The following is a 16,389-nucleotide window of genomic DNA, read 5'->3' on the forward strand; positions in this document are numbered from 1 at the left end:
GGCCTGGGCTCGCAACCATGCGACACCAACCTGGATGGATGCCCCAGGTTTTCAAGGCGGGTTCTACTGTTTCGATGATATCTGGTTCAAGGTCGAACCCGAGGTAATTGCACGAGGCGAAATCCGAGAACCAACGGTCGCCGAAACGGATCTGCCGTCCGCGGATTTCCATGGCTTGAGCATCGAACATCGGGCTGCTCTGCAGCACTTCGTGAATTATTGAGCGCTGGCCCGCCATATTGGCGGTGATCATTCGGTTTAGAGTGGAACTCATGATTGTTCGCCGTCTTCCATTAGAGATTTTTTTGCAACAAGACGCGATCGAGGGCATCGCTGCCACCTGAGTGGTCGCTGATCGCAAAGAGTTCCCGGACGCGCTAACTCTGCAGATCCATAGAATGAGGCGTGCAAGGCATCTTCATCGCCTGTGTGGACGGCCTGAAAGGCTTCCCTGAAGCGATTCAAGCGGTCTACCCGAAGGCAGTCGTTCAGCTATGCATCGTGCATATGGTGCGCAATAGTTTGAACTTCGTATCCTGGAAATGGCAGAAGGAAGTGGCGGCTGAATTGCGGCTGATTGACGCCTCGGCCACCGTTGAACTTGCCGAGTAACGGCTCTGTGAATTTGAAGCCAAATGGGACGCCGAGTACCAGTCGATGAGCCTGTCATGGGCGGCGAAACTAAGCTCGGGTGATCCCGTTCTTTGACTACTGCCACCAGCAGCGCGTCGATGCGCTTTGAATCAGCCCCCAATGCTGATTGAGGCGGGATAAAGGGCAACACCAAGCCTGAGAGGCTAAAAAACTTCAAACTTGGCGGGTTGGGGGGAGTTAGGGCTGAGTTTTTTAACAGCCTGCTAGTGTTTCGAACGTTCCAAATGGTTGAAGCCCCGGCGTCATCACCGCTTTAAGTTTCACGTGCCGGGGCCTCACCGGCCCGCGATGGTATGACTTATGCAAAAGGATCCATTTGACGCTTCAACTGCTCGCGCGCCCGTGACAGACGCGAGCGCACTGTACCGATGGGCACGCCCAGCGACATCGCCGTTTGCTGGTAATTGCCGTCCATTTCCATTGCCACCTCGATAACCCTTTGCATTTTCGAGGACAAGCCGCCTATGGCCTCGACTGCCCGTGCCAACTGCCGGAGGCCATCGACCTGATGGCCAATGTCGCCGTCATCCTGGCTGCTGACATCGGAGTGAGTCAGGTCGTCCCAGCTCTCCTGATAGGGCCGAAGGTACATACGCCTGAAGTGATTTCGGATCAGGTTCAGTGCGATACCGCACAACCATGTTTGCGGCTTGCTGGCGTGTAGAAACTTGTGCTCGGAGCGCAATGCTTCAAGGAACGTGCATTGCAAAATATCGTCGACATCATCCGGATTCATGACGCGCTTATGAATGAAAGCCCGCAGCATCTGCACCTGATCAGTGGTGAGCTCACGGATACCGGCCGACGAGGTACTGGTTGACAACGAAACGCTTGGGAACATGGGACTCATCCTTACTGGAAGTGTGTGAGTCCTATAGCGATATATATGCCAGTCGAAGAAAGTGTATAACCGATTGAAATTGTTCAACTAAATATTTAAGCGCAAGATTTTTTTGCAAACGGTTGCGTAAACGGCGCTCGAGCACGACATGTTCTTGCACGAACTATCACGTGCTACGGACGGCTTTCTCAATGGAACCCGAACACATGGAGGTCCCACTCAATGCCCATGTCAACGCGCAGAAGTTGAGGCGTCCTAATGAAAACCGAGTCGAGCCGCTATGTCGCGCCGATAAAGCAAAAAGTATCGGCAGGGCGAACTGTGCCTGCTCAAACCATAGCGCCCGCTACCATTGACCCACTGGATCCCCCATCACTGCCGCATGAACGCCGACCGCTCAGTCAGGATCCGTCACCGCAACCGCAACCGCAGACGCAGGGGACACCTGGCGAAAGCAATCCACTGCAATCCAGAAAGCTCAACGACCGACTGATCTCTCGACAGCTGATGGGCACGTATGACCGACGCCTTCGTGACTCGGCACGGAGGTTGATGGCTAGCGTCTTATCGAAGGTTCCCACTCTCCACGGATTACTCACTCTCCACGGATTACTCACTCTCGCTGAAGGCAATACTATTCATGCGCTTGATATGCTGAAGACAGCGGCGAAACTGGCGCGACATGAAGGCGGCGCTAACGAGTTAGTTGCACTAAACGCGTTGGCTAGCGACGTGCGTGCTCATCAACGCAGAATAGCCCGTGCCCGTGGTGTAAGGACGCAATCAAAGAAACCCGGCGCGGGTAATACCCGCCGACGTACCAACACACGACGGATGTACAGCGCCACGGCGACTAATCTGCACACCGTTTTAGAGGCGATCGAAACACTGCTCAACGACCAGGACGAAGCGGATCCGTTAACCGTCACGTGGCAACAAACGCACAACTTCATCACCGATGACCTTGCCGCGTTACCGCCAGCCGCGTCGCAAAGACAGATACGCACTGTCATCCACGCCCTCAACAACATGAGACACGTAGCGGTCCTCATGCGCGAATGCCGGCACTTGGTGGGGAGGATGCGCATTAAAAACCCTGCGCTAAAAATTGAACCGGCCAAATTCCTTCAAGAACTGTTACGGCTAAAGGCCGCTGGCCTGCAAATAGACCAAATTGAAGAGTTCGCCTCCCAGATCGCTGGCAGCCAGTTGAAACACAAGCTTTCGTTTCTAAATGCGCTGCGACCGATGCTGCAGGAGTTTCCAATATTACTGTGGCCAGACCTGGAAAAACGACGTAGCGCCTTGGGCAACTTGCGCGAGCTAATGACCCAACTCTCTGATCTTGAACTGCAGCAGGGAGTATTTGACTGATGGAAGTCATCATCAACCTGCTGAACAAGTTGGCGTTGGCCGCAATGCGCCGCTCGGAAGTGGTGGGCGCGTTCATCGTGATCGCCATCGTATTCATGATGATAACGCCCTTGCCCACCGGGTTGGTCGATGTGCTTATCGCGATCAATATCTGTATTTCCTGCCTGTTGATCATGCTGGCCATGCACCTGCCCCGTCCCTTGGCGTTTTCGACGTTCCCTGCCGTGTTGCTGTTGACCACGATGTTCCGACTGGCATTGTCCATCTCGACCACGCGCCTGATTTTGCTCGATCAGGATGCCGGTCATATCGTCGAGGCATTCGGACAGTTCGTAGTCGGGGGAAACCTGGCAGTCGGCATGGTGATTTTCCTGATCCTCACCGTCGTCAACTTCATTGTGATTACCAAAGGCTCTGAACGCGTCGCCGAAGTGGGCGCACGGTTTACCCTGGACGCCATGCCTGGCAAGCAGATGTCTATTGACAGTGACCTGCGAGCGAACTTGATCACAGTCGATGAAGCGCGCACCCGACGAACCGAATTGGGTAAGGAAAGCCAATTGTTCGGGGCCATGGACGGCGCCATGAAGTTCGTCAATGGCGACGCGATTGCCAGTCTCATCATTGTCGCGATCAACTTGATCGGCGGTATGGCCATCGGTGTTTTGCAGCACGGCATGAGCGGCGGCGACGCCCTGCAGTTGTACGCGGTGCTGACCATTGGTGACGGGTTGATTGCGCAGATCCCGGCGCTGCTGATTTCGGTCACCTGCGGCATGATTATTACCCGTGTGCCGAGTGGCGATGCCGTGCCCGCCAACATCGGCCGTGAGATTGCCGAGCAAATCACCAGCCAGCCAAAAGCCTGGATCATGGCCGCGATGGCCATGTTGGGTTTTGCCGCGTTACCGGGCATGCCAACGGCAGTGTTTCTGAGCATTGCCTTTATCTGCGGCTTTGGCGGACTGCTACAACTTCGGCGCGCCAAACCCGTTGAGCAGGACCAGGAGATCGTTGTCACGCCAGAAATGAACGGCAGTGAAGACCTGCGCAGCTTCTCCCCCAGCCGCCAGTTTGTGTTGCAGTTCCACCCTGATCAAGACACTGAACTGGTCGACGAACTGATCGTGCAAATACGCCAACGACGCAATCGCCTGGTGGTCCAGTTTGGCTTGACCCTGCCCTCCTTCGTCATCGAACGGGTCGCTCACATAGACGCTGACGAATTCCGTTTTCTGGTTTACGACGTTCCAATGCTAAGGGCGACATTCACCCAGACTCATGTGGCAGTGAACATAGACGACCTTCCGGAATTAACAGAAGCCGGTAGCCAGGAGCGTCAAGAGGATCAATGGGCCTGGACGCCGAGCAACGCCTCTTTGCTGCAAAAAAATGCCATCGAGTCCGTCAGTGCCATGACGCTGATCATAGAGCGCATGGAGCGCTCCATGCAGGCGTGGGGTCCCCAGTTCATTGGGATGCAAGAGACAAAATCGATCCTGAGTTTCCTCGAGCGCGAACAGCCCGAACTGGCCCAGGAGGTTCAGAGGGTACTGCCGCTGTCGCGCTTCTCTGCCGTGCTACAGCGCCTCGCGGCCGAATGCATACCGCTGCGTGCCCTTCGGGTGATTGCCGAAACCCTCATCGAACATGGTCAGCACGAGCGCGAAATTACCGTATTGACGGACTACGTGCGAATCGCACTAAAGGCGCAGATTGTTCACCAGTACAGTGGGCCCGAGGGTCTGCTGGTGTGGCTGGTAACCCCCGAAAGCGAAGGCATTTTGCGCGATAGTTTGCGGCAAACGCAGACCGAGACATTCTTTTCACTCAACAACGAAACCAGCCAATTGCTGGTCCAGCAGCTGCACATGGCATTCCCCCTCCGCGCCAAGGAAACAGCGGTGCTGTTGGTCGCGCAGGATCTGCGCAGCCCGTTAAGAACATTGCTTCAGGAAGAATTCCACCATGTACCGGTGCTGTCATTTGCTGAGATCAATAGCACGTCGCAGGTAAAAGTCATGGGACGCTTCGATCTGGAAGACGACCAGGACGAACTGGATGATGAGTACGCCGCATGATGACCTGGAGAACACCAGATGTTTGAATTAAGGGTACTAAGTGGCTTGCACGAGGGCGCGGCATTACCGCTGATAGGCGACACGTGGATGATCGGTTCAGATTCGGCCCAGGACCTGACGTTATATGACGCCGCGATTACCAGCCTGCACTGCCGCTTGCAGCGTATGAATGACACGTGGTCGCTGACTGCGGTCAATGGCGTGGTGTGCAATGAGCAGGGCCAGGCACAGGCCCTGATGGAGTTGACACCTAACCAGAGATTCACGCTAGGTTCTGTATGGCTGTGTCTGGCGCATACCGACATGGCCTGGCCAGACACCGCCGCCTGCGCCGAAACCGCGGCAGAGGATGACCCCGCCCTGGCAGAACCCGCTGACGAGGTGCCGCAGCAGAACAAGTCATGGCGGTCACGCGTGTTCAATCGCCCCAACAGCGTGTTGATCGGTCTGCTCATCGGTGTCGCAGGCAGCGCCTGGAGCTTGAGTAGCGGTCCGTCGCCGGAAAAAGTACACATCGAAGTGAAAGCTGCGCAAGTCGTACCGCCGCCCGCGCATCCGGCGGACAATCGCCTCATGCTCAGCAGTGTCGACGACGCCAAGAACCGGCTTGACACCATGCTGAGCGACCGGCTGCTGAGCGATCTCACCGTGCTACTGACGCCTGACGGCCTGACCATCAATGGCAGCCTGCAGGACGAGTCGCGGCTGCTTTACCAGCGCATGCTTCAACAGTTCAATGAGCGCTATCAATCGCCCGTAGCGCTGATCGACAACGTCTCTACGTCGGGCAACGGACTGCCGTTCACTATCGTACATATCATGTCCGGTCCGCAGGCACATCTGGTGACTGGGGAAGGCCGGCGCATGTACATAGGCGATGAGTACCAAGGGCTGCGCCTGACCCGCATTGATGACCAGCGCATCGAGTTTGAAGGCGATCGCCGTTATGAGGTGCGCTGGTGAATGCGGCACTTGCACACTGGACGGCCGGCCAACGCTCGCGCCTCGCCAACTTTTCCGCGGTGCGCGTCAGCGGGCACGTCAGCGCGGTGAATGGCATTTTGCTGGAGTGCCAGATCCCCTCAGCAAAGATTGGCGACTTGTGCGAAGTCAGCAAGGCGAATGGCGGTGTAATGCTGGCCGAGATCGTTGGTTTCACTTCGCAATTTACCTTGCTCAGTGCCCTCGGTACGCCCGATGGCATTCAAGTGGGTGCAGGCATACGTCCATTGGGTATTGCGCATCGCATTGGTGTAGACGACAGCCTGCTGGGTTGCGTGCTCGATGGCTTTGGGCGGCCGCTACAGGGTGACGGCGCCGGTGCATTTGCCGGCCCGAATGATCGGCGCATCACCCTGCCGGTTATCACAGATGCAATACCTGCGACTTTGCGGCCGCGTATCACCACAGCGCTCCCCACGGGTATTCGCGCGATTGACAGTGCGCTGCTGCTGGGAGAGGGGCAGCGCGTCGGGCTCTTCGCGGGCGCCGGTTGCGGCAAGACCACGCTGATGGCGGAACTGGCCCGCAACATGGGGTGCGATGTGATTGTGTTTGGTCTGATCGGCGAACGTGGGCGTGAACTGCGCGAGTTTCTGGATCATGAACTGGATGAAACCCTGCGCCAACGTTCGGTGCTGGTGTGCGCCACCTCCGACCGATCAAGCATGGAGCGCGCCCGCGCGGCGTTCACCGCGACGACCATCGCCGAGGCTTTCCGGGCCGAGGGGCGCAAAGTCTTGTTGTTGATTGATTCATTAACCCGATTTGCTCGAGCGCAGCGAGAAATCGGTATCGCTGCCGGCGAACCCTTGGGCCGTGGAGGGTTGCCGCCATCCGTGTACACCTTGCTGCCCCGCTTGGTGGAACGCGCGGGCATGAGTGAAGCCGGCTCGATCACAGCGCTTTACACGGTGCTGATTGAACAGGATTCGATGAACGATCCAGTCGCCGACGAAGTACGCTCGCTGCTCGATGGACACATTGTGCTGTCACGCAAACTGGCGGAGCGCGGCCATTACCCAGCCATTGATGTGCAAGCCAGCATCAGTCGCGTGCTGAGCAACGTTAGCGGTCGTGAGCATCAGCAAGCCAATAATCGCCTGCGTCGTTTGATGGCGTCTTACCGACAAGTCGAAATGCTCTTGCGATTGGGTGAGTACCAACCAGGTGGCGACCCGATCACCGACTGCGCGGTCACGCTCAACGGCCCGATCAACGCGTTTTTACAGCAGGATCTGCGCGAACCGGTACCGTTACAAACAACTCTCGAAGCACTGATCCAGCTCACCTCGCAAATTCCGGAGGGATGATGGACGAAGAAATTGAAGTCGATCCACAGCGTGAAGCAATGGAGCACGTGATCAGCGTGCTCACCCCTTTGCGCGAGCATCGCCAGGCGAGTGCCGAACGAGCGCTGCACCGGGCGAAAGTGGACCTGGCAGGCATGCAAGAACAGCTTGCGCAAGCGCGCGAAAACCTAACGCAAGAGCGCGACAGCCAAAGTGCACGGCGGCAGGTTCTGGCCACTGCCCATCTGCAGCAGGCCATGACCCTGAGCAAGGTCGATCACTGGCAAGAAAAAGAGCGACAGATGCTTGATCGACTGTCTCGATTGCATCAGGACATCGACCAGCTAGGCCTACAAATTGACCAACAAAAAATCCTGCTCGAAGGCTCTCACCAGACGGCCAAGGCGCGGCAGCGCGCGGTGGAAAAGTTGGCGTGCTTGAGCGAAGCCCTGAATGAAGAAGGTTGAGATGATATGAGCGCACCACCGATCAAGTCCGCACCACCTCCACAAGTCAGACCTCAAGAGGTCGCGCGTCCGAATCCCAACGAAACTCAACGCCCGAATCACAGCGCGGTACGCCGTAGTGAAACCGAGCGCACTCATTCGTCATCCAGTCGTCAAGCAACGGATGAACGGGTGAATGCCGATGCTCAGGTCTTTGCGCAACTACTGATGCCTCAGGGCAACAATAACGACGGACAGTCCAACGCTTCCGGCAGCGGTTTTAGCCTGCCAGTGCGGTTAGATAACCTGTCGGCGCAATTGGTCGATGAGTTGGCTCAGCAACTGCCCATTCAATCTGGAGGCTCTTTCAGGGTTACGCTGATGATGCCTAATCTCGGTAAGGTCTACGTCAAGGCGAATAAAACCGAGAGCCACTGGGCCATCGATCTTGGCTTCGCCCGCGCCGACGTTCTCGATCGTTTGCAGCCTCGTCAGGGCGCCTGTGAGCAGGCGCTGAAAGAGGCGCTAGGGCACGACGTTCAACTGTCTCTGCACCAGGACCTCCGCGCATGACGGCCCTGCGATTGCGCCGCGTCAACCGCGCTGTCGCCCAGGTTTCCCGTCAATTAGGCGCGGGGGTGACGCTCGACTTCACAGCGCACGGACTACCTGGCCAACTGATTTTAAGCCAGATCGGTGCGGGCCAACCGCCAACAGACGACGCTGTGGCGCTGAGTAGTGCCGCAGGGCCCCTGCGCATGAGCCATGCGGGCCCAGTACTCAGTCTGCTGGGCAATACGCCAGTTGTCTTTGAGGGGCCCCATCAGGCCTGGTATTGGCAATACGTCAATCAGCAGCTCAGCGCGCCGATAGCGGCGTTATTAGCACCCATAGAACCGATTGAAGTCGACGGTGAACTCGCGGGTGCCCAACTGTCATGCCGGCTGCAGGTGCGCTTGGGCGAAGAATCCGTGCATGCCGTGCTAAGTGCCTCTGCAGGCACATTGCTAAGTTTGCTGGGCAGTGAGCAGTGGCAACGACATGAACGTGATCTGCCTGATAACTGGAAAGTGCCCCATCCAGTCGTCCTCGGCCAAGTCTCCCTGACCCTCGAGCAACTGAAATCTCTGCGCCCGGGCGACGTGGTATTGCCGTCGCTATGTCATTTCGACAACAACGGCGACGGCTACCTGCTCATCGCCGGGCAACGGTGGCGTGTAGGTACCGAGACGCGAGCCGACCGACTTGTTGTACGGCTAGGCCATGAGGAACATTTTGATGATGGGCAATGACAACGTGAATCAAGAACCCGAACAAGACCTTTACGACGAAGAAAACACCGACACCCACGGCGGAATGGAAGAAGCGCCCGATGAGGAGCAGGAAGATAAAGATGAATATGAGGAGCAGGTCGAAGAAGAGCAATCCACTGCAATCGACCCCCTGTATCAAATGCCCCTGGAGCTGACCCTGTGCTGCGGCATCCTGATATTGACCTTGGGTGATCTGCGAAGACTGGCCCCCGGTACGGTACTGGAAGTCACGGGCACCCTGCCCGGCCATGCCACGCTCTGTCACGGAGAGCGAGTGGTCGCAGAGGGCGAGTTGGTGGACGTTGACGGTCGCCTGGGCCTGCAACTCACGCGCACGGCTTTTCACCCATGATCATGGAGGGGATGAACCCCATGATGCTGGCGCTGTTCCTCAGCGCACTGTCACTGATCCCTTTCCTGCTGATCGTTTGCACAGCATTTTTGAAGATCGCAATCACATTGTTGATCACGCGTAACGCCATTGGCGTGCAGCAAGTTCCACCGAACATGGCGCTGTACGGTATTGCCCTCGCGGCGACGATGTTCGTCATGGCGCCGGTAGGCAAGGAAATCCAGGACCGCATCAATACCAGTCCACTGGAAATGGGCAGCGTGGAAAACCTGCAGGCCAGTATCTCGACCGTCGCCGGGCCTCTACAGCGTTTTATGAGCCGTAACACCCAGCCAGACGTTATCGCGCATCTATTAGATAACACGCAACGTATGTGGCCCAAGGAAATGGCTGACGCAGCCACCAAAGACGATCTGATGCTGGTCATCCCGGCGTTCGTACTGTCTGAGCTGCAGGCAGGTTTCGAAATCGGCTTCCTGATCTACATCCCCTTCATCATCATCGACCTGATCATCTCCAACCTGCTCCTGGCACTGGGCATGCAGATGGTGTCGCCCATGACGATTTCCCTACCTCTGAAGTTGCTGTTGTTCGTGTTGGTGGATGGCTGGACGCGTCTGTTAGACAGCCTTTTTTATTCGTACATGTGAGGTCAGCCGTGGACGCCATGGTGTTTTTCAAGCAAGGCATGCTTCTGGTAGTCATCCTTTCTGCGCCGCCACTGATCGTAGCTGTGTTGGTGGGGGTGGTGACATCGCTGTTGCAGGCGCTTTTGCAAATCCAGGACCAGACCCTGCCCTTCGGCGTGAAGCTGGTGGCGGTGGGAATTACTCTCGCGGTGACCGGTCGGTGGATTGGTGTCGAGCTAATTCAGTTCATCAATCTGGCATTTGCGTTGATCGCCAGAACGGGGGCCTCACACTAAATGCTGCTCGACGCCCAAAGCTGCTACGAATTCTTGCTCGGTATAATGTTGGCCATGGCCCGCTTGGTGCCTTGCATGATCCTGGTGCCCGCATTTTGTTTCAAATTCCTCAAAGGCCCGCTGCGTTACGCAGTGGTGGTTGTGGTGGCATTTGTTCCGGCGCCATCGATCAGTCGCGCGCTCAGCACCTATCACGACGCCTGGTTCTCGATCGCCGGCTTGCTGATCAAAGAGATGATCCTGGGTACCCTCCTCGGCCTGCTGTTGTACGCGCCGTTCTGGATGTTCGCTTCAGTGGGCGCTTTGCTCGACAGCCAGCGTGGTGCGCTCAGTGGTGGCCAGATCAATCCCAGCTTGGGGCCTGATGCCACGCCAATGGGAGAGCTGTTTGAGCAAACTCTGATTATGCTAGTGATTCTGTCTGGGGGGCTTTCGTTGCTGACTCAGGTGATTTGGGACAGTTATCTGATTTGGCCTCCCACCGCCTGGTTCCCGGGAATGACGGGGGAAGGCATGGATGTTTTCCTCGGTCAACTCAGCCAGACACTCAAACACATGTTGCTGTACGCCGCGCCTTTCATCGGCCTGCTGCTTTTGATTGAGGCAGCTTTCGCGATCGTGGGCTTGTACGCTCAGCAACTCAATGTGTCGATTCTGGCGATGCCTGCCAAAAGTATTGCAGGTCTGGCGTTTCTGCTGATCTACCTCCCTACCTTGCTCGAACTGGGCAACGGAGAGCTGCAAGCGTTGGCAGACATCAAGACGCTTTTGCTGGATTTGGTGCAAGTGCCATGAGTGAAAAAACCGAGAAAGCCACACCCAAGCAACTGATGGATGCCAGGGAGAAAGGTCAGGTTGGTCAAAGCCAGGACCTGGCCAAACTGCTGGTCCTAGTAATGGTTAGTGAGGTGACGCTGAGCCTGGCTGACCAGAGTATCGCGCAGTTGCAGCAATTGCTGTCGCTGTCACTTGATCAGGTGGGTCGACCCTTTTTGCACACAGCAGCAGAAGTGACTACCAAAGGCATCAATGTATTGATCGGCTTCATTCTCAGCAGCGTGGGCGTCGCCATCATCACGCGCATGGTGGGTACGTGGGTGCAGATCGGCTTTCTGTTCGCGCCCAAGGCGTTGATACCTGACCTGAACAAGCTCAATCCCTTTGCACAGATCAAACAGATGGTCTCCGCGCAAAACGTGAGCACTCTGCTTCTTAGTATTCTGAAAGCGTCGGCCATCGCCGTGACGCTGTACGTGCTCATCAAGCCAGCGTTGGGCACGCTTATTCTTCTTGCATACACCGACCTGAACACATACTTGCGCGCACTGACAGAACTGTTCCGGCACATTCTGCGCTCGACACTGGGCTTGCTCTTGGTGATTGGCGCAGCCGACTTTGGTTTGCAAAAATACTTCCATGCCAAAAAAATGCGCACGAGTCATGAAGACATCAAGAGAGAACACAAACAGAGCGAAGGCGACCCCCACGTCAAGGGGCATCGCCGCCAGTTGTCCCATGAGATCTTGAACCAGGAGCCGACGGACGCACCCAAACCGGTGCAAGGCGCGGATATGGTTATCGTCAACCCAACTCACTTCGCTGTGGCGCTGTACTACCGTCCAGGCGAAACGCCGTTACCGCTGATTCATTGCAAAGGTCAAGACCATGATGCGTTAACCCTGATAGAAGACGCCAAGCGGGAGAAAATTCCGATCGTGCAAAGTGTCTGGCTTGCACGCACGTTGTACAAAGTGAACGAAGGTAAATTTATCCCTCGCCCCACGCTGCTGGCGGTGGCGCATATCTATCAGATTGTCCGACAGCTCTCAGAGGTGACAGATGAAGTGATCAGGGTCCAAACTCCCTGAGCAGGGTCATCAAATCGTAACCGTGAATGAAGCTTACTGGACCTCAAAGCCTCGCGGAAACCGTCGCATGAATATCCCCTTCCAAACATCCTCTTTGACGCCCGACATTGTGTCGATCCCGCCTCAGGCACAAGTCTGTTTTTACAACGCCGCACGACGTCTTGAACTGTCGACGCGTGACATTCAATGTTTTGCGGATACCGGTGTAATGCACCTGCCGGGCCTTTCTTTGCACATGCAGCTTTGGGGAGAAACACCCGCGCCGCAGTGGTATGTCATAGCGGCCTTGTCGCGTCCAGATGACGTGTCCCCAAGCCTCTGGAACGAACTGTTATTGCGCAGTAATTGTTCGATCAGCGCCATGAGCACATGCGCTGTCGGCATCGACGAACGCGGCGACGCCGTGTTGATTAACCGGCTTGCCGCCCACCCATATTCCGACTTCCCATACGTGGCGGACGAGCTGGCGCTGGTGATAGCGCTGGCAGAGAGCTTGATAGGGGGCGCAACAGCGCTCAGCACGGGCAACCGTACTGACTATCCACAACACTTTTCTTCTGCTGCACGACGTCCGGCTGAACACGAATCTGTTCAGGTCACACTTGCACTCAACTGGCATCAATCGTTGATTGATCAGGCACTACGGCACCTGGGCAGTACGCAATCGCTCGATAGCATAGAAACTATTTGCGTCTTACGGCTCGGCGATCAGCAATTGGAAGTGGTCGCCGACAGCGACAAACGTCATCTGGTCGTCAGCACGGCCATCGCCAATGTCCTGCGCAGTGACGGGCAACGAGCCCTGGCTCTGGGTGCCAACCTGGAACTGATGACGTTGACGGGTTGCACGATTGCCATGGCGCCGCACGGTGCCTGCCTGCAAGGCCGCTGGGACTCTCGAGGGCTGGATGGCCTCGCACTGGGTAACTGGCTGGGTGATTTTTCCTTACTGGCCCGCACGGTCGGTGTCGACATACCTTCATTTCCTGCTATGAGGACGAGACCATGAGTAGCCGTATTGCGTCACCGTCTTCAACTTTGCGCCCCGCCTCACCTATCGAGCTGACCGAGGCCCCAGGGCGGTTGTCGAGTCTTGAGCAAGGTCAGCCACTTGATACCCTACCCAGCGCGCAGTCACGCGCAACCCAGGCGTTCGCCGGTCTGAATAAAAATTTTCATCGCGATTACCTGCTCCCCTCCTGGCAATCGTTGAACCGCTACCGTCGTGACATTTGTAGCCAAGGCTATCGACTCGGCAACGCTACCACTCAACACGTAAAGCGCGGCGTGGTGCAAAGCTGGGACGACAGTGTAGCAAATCTACCGTCCGCACGTAGCACCTTGGCTGCCCTTGGCCATACCGTACAGCAGGTGGCGAGTTGCGGTTTGCCCACCTATGCCCGCGAGGTAGCATTCATGCATGCCTACAGCGCTCTTGCCAGCGGCTTGGCGGAAAAAAGCCCCTATGGCGCGCTCACTTTTCAGGCTGCGGTTTCGCTGGTGAGCATTGCCAGTCACGTCTACGTACGCCAGCCACGCTTGGACCGCTTGGGCGCCGCGTCTACAGTAGCTGTGCGTGGCCACTTCGGTTTAAGCCCGGCGCATTGGGAAGAACTCAATCCTGCGCAACGGCAAGTTTTAGGTACAAGACAACAACAGGATTCGCGCAATGTCACGCGCAATCAGGTTGTAGCCGAGGTCATCTACTTGAGCCTCGGCGCGTTGGGTGCCGCGAGAGGCGATGGCGCGCTGAGTGCACGGGTACTCGCAACTCAACTGCGCAACGTTATCTATGCCGGCTCGCGTGAATTGATACAGGCCAGTGTCAGTATGACAGCCAAACAAGACGCGACAGTGAGTGCGCACGGGGTCAACGACAACAACATGGCAACGCTGGGGTGGGCCTATGCGGCCATGACGCTAACGATGGGCTTTGTTCAGGATTCGATCAGTCAAAACGCATTGCCAACCGGTCAGTCACTGTCCGGTGCTGCGTTGACCGATGCCAACCAACAACCTTTGAATGGCCTGCAACTGGCTAAATCGATCCAGACACTGGCCGGTCTGCGCGCCGGGTTCAATACCCTGATTGCCATTATGGACGGGCATTTGACAAGGCACTTCGACACACAACAGGCAGGCACCGCTCAAATACTAAAAGCCAGCCTGCCTCTCACCGATTACGATCGCGTACTCGATCATTCCATCGCCCGCACGGGATGGACCAGTCTTGCGAGCGCCGCCAGCATGGCCATGGAGCAAGCCAGTTCAAAGGCGTCACCAGCGCTGGCCAGTTTTTTGGGAAACGCCGCGACAGCAGCGGCATTGGGGTTGGGTTATCGCACCACGAACCAAACGTTCCAGGCTCATGCGAGTGTCCGTAGAGTTTCAGAATAATCTGAAACTTTTTCAGGAACGTTGAAATTCTATGAGGAGCCAGCGAGTCGTCCCAAGATCTGCGAAAGCTTCGAATCGTTTTCTCAATGCCGCCTTGCAACTTGGTTCGTCCCAGAGGTTGTAGTCACAACCTGGAAGCTTTCGCCCTTGCTCTTCAATGCCAAGGGCAACTTGATGAGCGTGTTGAATATTCATCGCCACGACTAGGCCTGCTGCATCCGACTTGAGCTTTCGGATCTCATCGAGCTTTTCAATTCCCAGGTTGAGCAACTGTCCGGAACCATCGCTAAAAGTCCGCCCTCCTCTCGACAGCAAAGGTTGTCCCGAAAAGAAACCGTTGAAGTACACCAGCGGTCGTAGTATCTGCGCACGCGAACTGGTTAAAAAGTCGGGTGAAGACTGGATCAATCCAGTCGAATTTGGGCCGCTCATGGCGGCTTCAGTGCAGCTCTGATACGCCTAACCATTGATGGCGATGTTGCGGGTTCACCTGATGCAAACCAGTTCGGTTACAGCGATCCGGCGAAGCAGACTTGCGTTGTCGAATCTGTGGATGGTGCGAAAACGGTTGATGGGTTTGGGTGAGGTACGCCTGTAATGCGGGTTAATTGCTCTGAAACAGCGCGATTAAAGGAAAGAGCCATGAATTAAGGACAGGAAAGGTCTGTTTTTCGGCCGATACACTTTTTTTGAACCTCTAGCCGCGAGGGCCTTAAAAGTCGGTGGGTACTTCAGACCTTCCCTAAGGATTCTCCGAACAAGTCCTCAGATGTGCTGAAATACGCCCTTACCACCTGATTCGAGCCAGACATGAGCCAGATGAGCTTTTCCGACTTCGAATATGCGGGCAAGCGCAAGCAGACCCGCCGCGAACGGTTCCTCGCCGAGATGGATCAGGTGGTGCCCTGGAGTGGCTTGCTGGGGCTGATCGAGCCGTTCTACCCAAAGGCCGGTGGCGGACGTAAACCTTACCCGCTGGAAACGATGCTGCGCATTCATCTGTTGCAGAACTGGTTCTCGCTGAGCGCGCCGATCCCCGAAGACACCACGATCATGAACTTCCGACACTTGCTGGAAAAGCACCAGTTGGCCCCAGCAATCCTCGCGGTCATCAACGGTTATTTGCAGGAAAAGGGCCTCTCGCTACGCCAGGGCACCATCGTCGATGCCACCATTATTCATGCTCCCAGCTCGACCAAGAACCAAGACGGCAAGCGCGATCCAGAGATGCATCAGACAAAGAAGGGCAACCAGTTTTACTTTGGAATGAAGGCGCATATTGGCGCCGATGCCGAGTCGGGCCTGGTTCATCATGTCCATGGCACAGCAGCCAATGTGGCCGATGTCACGCAGGTCGCCGAGCTGTTGCATGGCGAAGAAAATGCGGTGTACGCAGACGCCGGCTACACCGGTGTTGAGAAACGCGATGAGCATGAAAACCGTGAATTGATCTGGCAGATCGCCGCCCGGCGCAGCACGTATTCCAAGCTGAGCAAACGTAGCCTGATCTACAAGGCCAAGCGCAAAATCGAATATCTCAAAGCGCAGACGCGGGCCAAGGTTGAGCATCCATTTCGAGTGATCAAACGGCAGTTTGGTTACGTGAAAGTACGGTTTCGCGGGCTGATGAAAAACACCGCTCAGTTGACCACGTTGTTCGCTCTGTCAAACCTGTGGATGGCTCGAAAACAGCTGGTGGGTATGGGCGAATTGCGCGCTTAACGCGGAGAACTGGGCGTAGAAGCCCGCCAAAACAGACGGCATGGGGTGTTTCTCGGAAAAGACCGTAGAACGCAGCGACTTTTTTCAACTCGTCACTCAGTGATGACGAGTTGATCGGAGCATCC

At 56.3% G+C, this 16,389-nt stretch carries 18 protein-coding genes and 1 pseudogene; 16 read left to right on the top strand and 3 right to left on the bottom strand.

The genetic code is table 11. From position 1 onward, the window contains the following. Positions 1-274 (bottom strand): hypothetical protein (locus WLY71_RS23915; protein ID WP_347805511.1); only part of this gene is annotated, 274 nt, incomplete at its 3' end. 128 nt (positions 275-402) lie between these two features. Here WLY71_RS23915 and WLY71_RS23920 point away from each other — a divergent pair. Continuing rightward, a pseudogene (locus tag WLY71_RS23920) lies at positions 403-712 on the top strand (transposase); the annotation flags it as partial. 240 nt (positions 713-952) lie between these two features. Here WLY71_RS23920 and WLY71_RS23925 read toward each other — a convergent pair. Beyond that, positions 953-1,495, bottom strand: a complete 543-nt coding sequence (locus WLY71_RS23925; RefSeq protein ID WP_347805512.1) for an RNA polymerase sigma factor — start codon at positions 1,493-1,495, stop codon at positions 953-955. Positions 1,496-1,753: 258 nt separating this feature from the next. Between WLY71_RS23925 and WLY71_RS23930 the strand changes: the two genes are divergently transcribed. The 14 genes from WLY71_RS23930 to WLY71_RS23995 all read left to right on the top strand — a co-directional run bounded on the left by WLY71_RS23930 (position 1,754) and on the right by WLY71_RS23995 (position 14,542). Next, a complete protein-coding gene (locus WLY71_RS23930) occupies positions 1,754-2,869 on the top strand; it encodes a TyeA family type III secretion system gatekeeper subunit (RefSeq protein ID WP_347805513.1) in 1,116 nt (371 codons plus the stop codon). Further along, positions 2,869-4,950: a type III secretion system export apparatus subunit SctV gene (sctV, locus tag WLY71_RS23935; protein ID WP_347805514.1), complete on the top strand. Its 2,082-nt coding sequence runs from the start codon at positions 2,869-2,871 to the stop codon at positions 4,948-4,950. Before WLY71_RS23930 ends, sctV begins: the two co-directional genes overlap by 1 nt. Positions 4,951-4,968: 18 nt before the next feature. Next, on the top strand, positions 4,969-5,913 hold the full coding sequence (locus WLY71_RS23940) for an FHA domain-containing protein (protein ID WP_347805515.1): 945 nt from the start codon (positions 4,969-4,971) through the stop codon (positions 5,911-5,913). After that, positions 5,910-7,262, top strand: a complete 1,353-nt coding sequence (locus WLY71_RS23945; RefSeq protein WP_347805516.1) for a FliI/YscN family ATPase — start codon at positions 5,910-5,912, stop codon at positions 7,260-7,262. The genes WLY71_RS23940 and WLY71_RS23945 overlap by 4 nt, the downstream gene beginning before the upstream one ends. Then, the gene (locus tag WLY71_RS23950) at positions 7,262-7,708 is read left to right on the top strand and encodes a type III secretion protein (RefSeq protein WP_347805517.1); all 447 of its coding nucleotides are present in this window, start codon (positions 7,262-7,264) and stop codon (positions 7,706-7,708) included. Before WLY71_RS23945 ends, WLY71_RS23950 begins: the two co-directional genes overlap by 1 nt. Before the next feature lie 6 nt (positions 7,709-7,714). Continuing rightward, entirely contained in the window at positions 7,715-8,260 is a 546-nt protein-coding gene (locus WLY71_RS23955) for a type III secretion system HrpP C-terminal domain-containing protein (protein WP_347805518.1), read from the top strand. Further along, positions 8,257-8,979, top strand: coding sequence for a type III secretion system protein (locus tag WLY71_RS23960; protein ID WP_347805519.1), 723 nt, complete (start codon positions 8,257-8,259; stop codon positions 8,977-8,979). The genes WLY71_RS23955 and WLY71_RS23960 overlap by 4 nt, the downstream gene beginning before the upstream one ends. Further along, entirely contained in the window at positions 8,969-9,352 is a 384-nt protein-coding gene (locus WLY71_RS23965; protein ID WP_347805528.1) for a FliM/FliN family flagellar motor switch protein, read from the top strand. The genes WLY71_RS23960 and WLY71_RS23965 overlap by 11 nt, the downstream gene beginning before the upstream one ends. Beyond that, a complete protein-coding gene (sctR, locus tag WLY71_RS23970; RefSeq protein ID WP_347805520.1) occupies positions 9,349-10,002 on the top strand; it encodes a type III secretion system export apparatus subunit SctR in 654 nt (217 codons plus the stop codon). The genes WLY71_RS23965 and sctR overlap by 4 nt, the downstream gene beginning before the upstream one ends. Positions 10,003-10,019: 17 nt before the next feature. Continuing rightward, positions 10,020-10,277 carry a type III secretion system export apparatus subunit SctS gene (sctS, locus tag WLY71_RS23975; protein ID WP_425589959.1) on the top strand — a complete coding sequence of 86 codons (258 nt, stop codon included), beginning with the start codon at positions 10,020-10,022 and terminating at the stop codon, positions 10,275-10,277. After that, positions 10,278-11,072: a type III secretion system export apparatus subunit SctT gene (gene sctT / locus WLY71_RS23980; protein ID WP_347805522.1), complete on the top strand. Its 795-nt coding sequence runs from the start codon at positions 10,278-10,280 to the stop codon at positions 11,070-11,072. Continuing rightward, positions 11,069-12,145 (top strand): type III secretion system export apparatus subunit SctU, encoded by a 1,077-nt coding sequence (sctU, locus tag WLY71_RS23985; protein ID WP_347805523.1) that lies wholly within the window; start codon positions 11,069-11,071, stop codon positions 12,143-12,145. Before sctT ends, sctU begins: the two co-directional genes overlap by 4 nt. Before the next feature lie 67 nt (positions 12,146-12,212). Next, a complete protein-coding gene (locus tag WLY71_RS23990) occupies positions 12,213-13,154 on the top strand; it encodes a type III secretion system chaperone (protein ID WP_347805524.1) in 942 nt (313 codons plus the stop codon). Continuing rightward, on the top strand, positions 13,151-14,542 hold the full coding sequence (locus WLY71_RS23995; RefSeq protein ID WP_347805525.1) for a hypothetical protein: 1,392 nt from the start codon (positions 13,151-13,153) through the stop codon (positions 14,540-14,542). Before WLY71_RS23990 ends, WLY71_RS23995 begins: the two co-directional genes overlap by 4 nt. Before the next feature lie 12 nt (positions 14,543-14,554). Here the strand turns inward: WLY71_RS23995 and WLY71_RS24000 are convergent, their stop codons facing one another. Beyond that, positions 14,555-14,974 carry a hypothetical protein gene (locus WLY71_RS24000; RefSeq protein WP_347805526.1) on the bottom strand — a complete coding sequence of 140 codons (420 nt, stop codon included), beginning with the start codon at positions 14,972-14,974 and terminating at the stop codon, positions 14,555-14,557. A 378-nt stretch (positions 14,975-15,352) separates the two neighbouring features. Between WLY71_RS24000 and WLY71_RS24005 the strand changes: the two genes are divergently transcribed. Next, the gene (locus WLY71_RS24005) at positions 15,353-16,264 is read left to right on the top strand and encodes an IS5 family transposase (RefSeq protein WP_347805527.1); all 912 of its coding nucleotides are present in this window, start codon (positions 15,353-15,355) and stop codon (positions 16,262-16,264) included. Positions 16,265-16,389 lie beyond the last annotated feature (125 nt).

It is taken from the genome of Pseudomonas rossensis (genome assembly GCF_039888995.1).
In the GTDB taxonomy this organism is placed as follows: domain Bacteria; phylum Pseudomonadota; class Gammaproteobacteria; order Pseudomonadales; family Pseudomonadaceae; genus Aquipseudomonas; species Aquipseudomonas rossensis.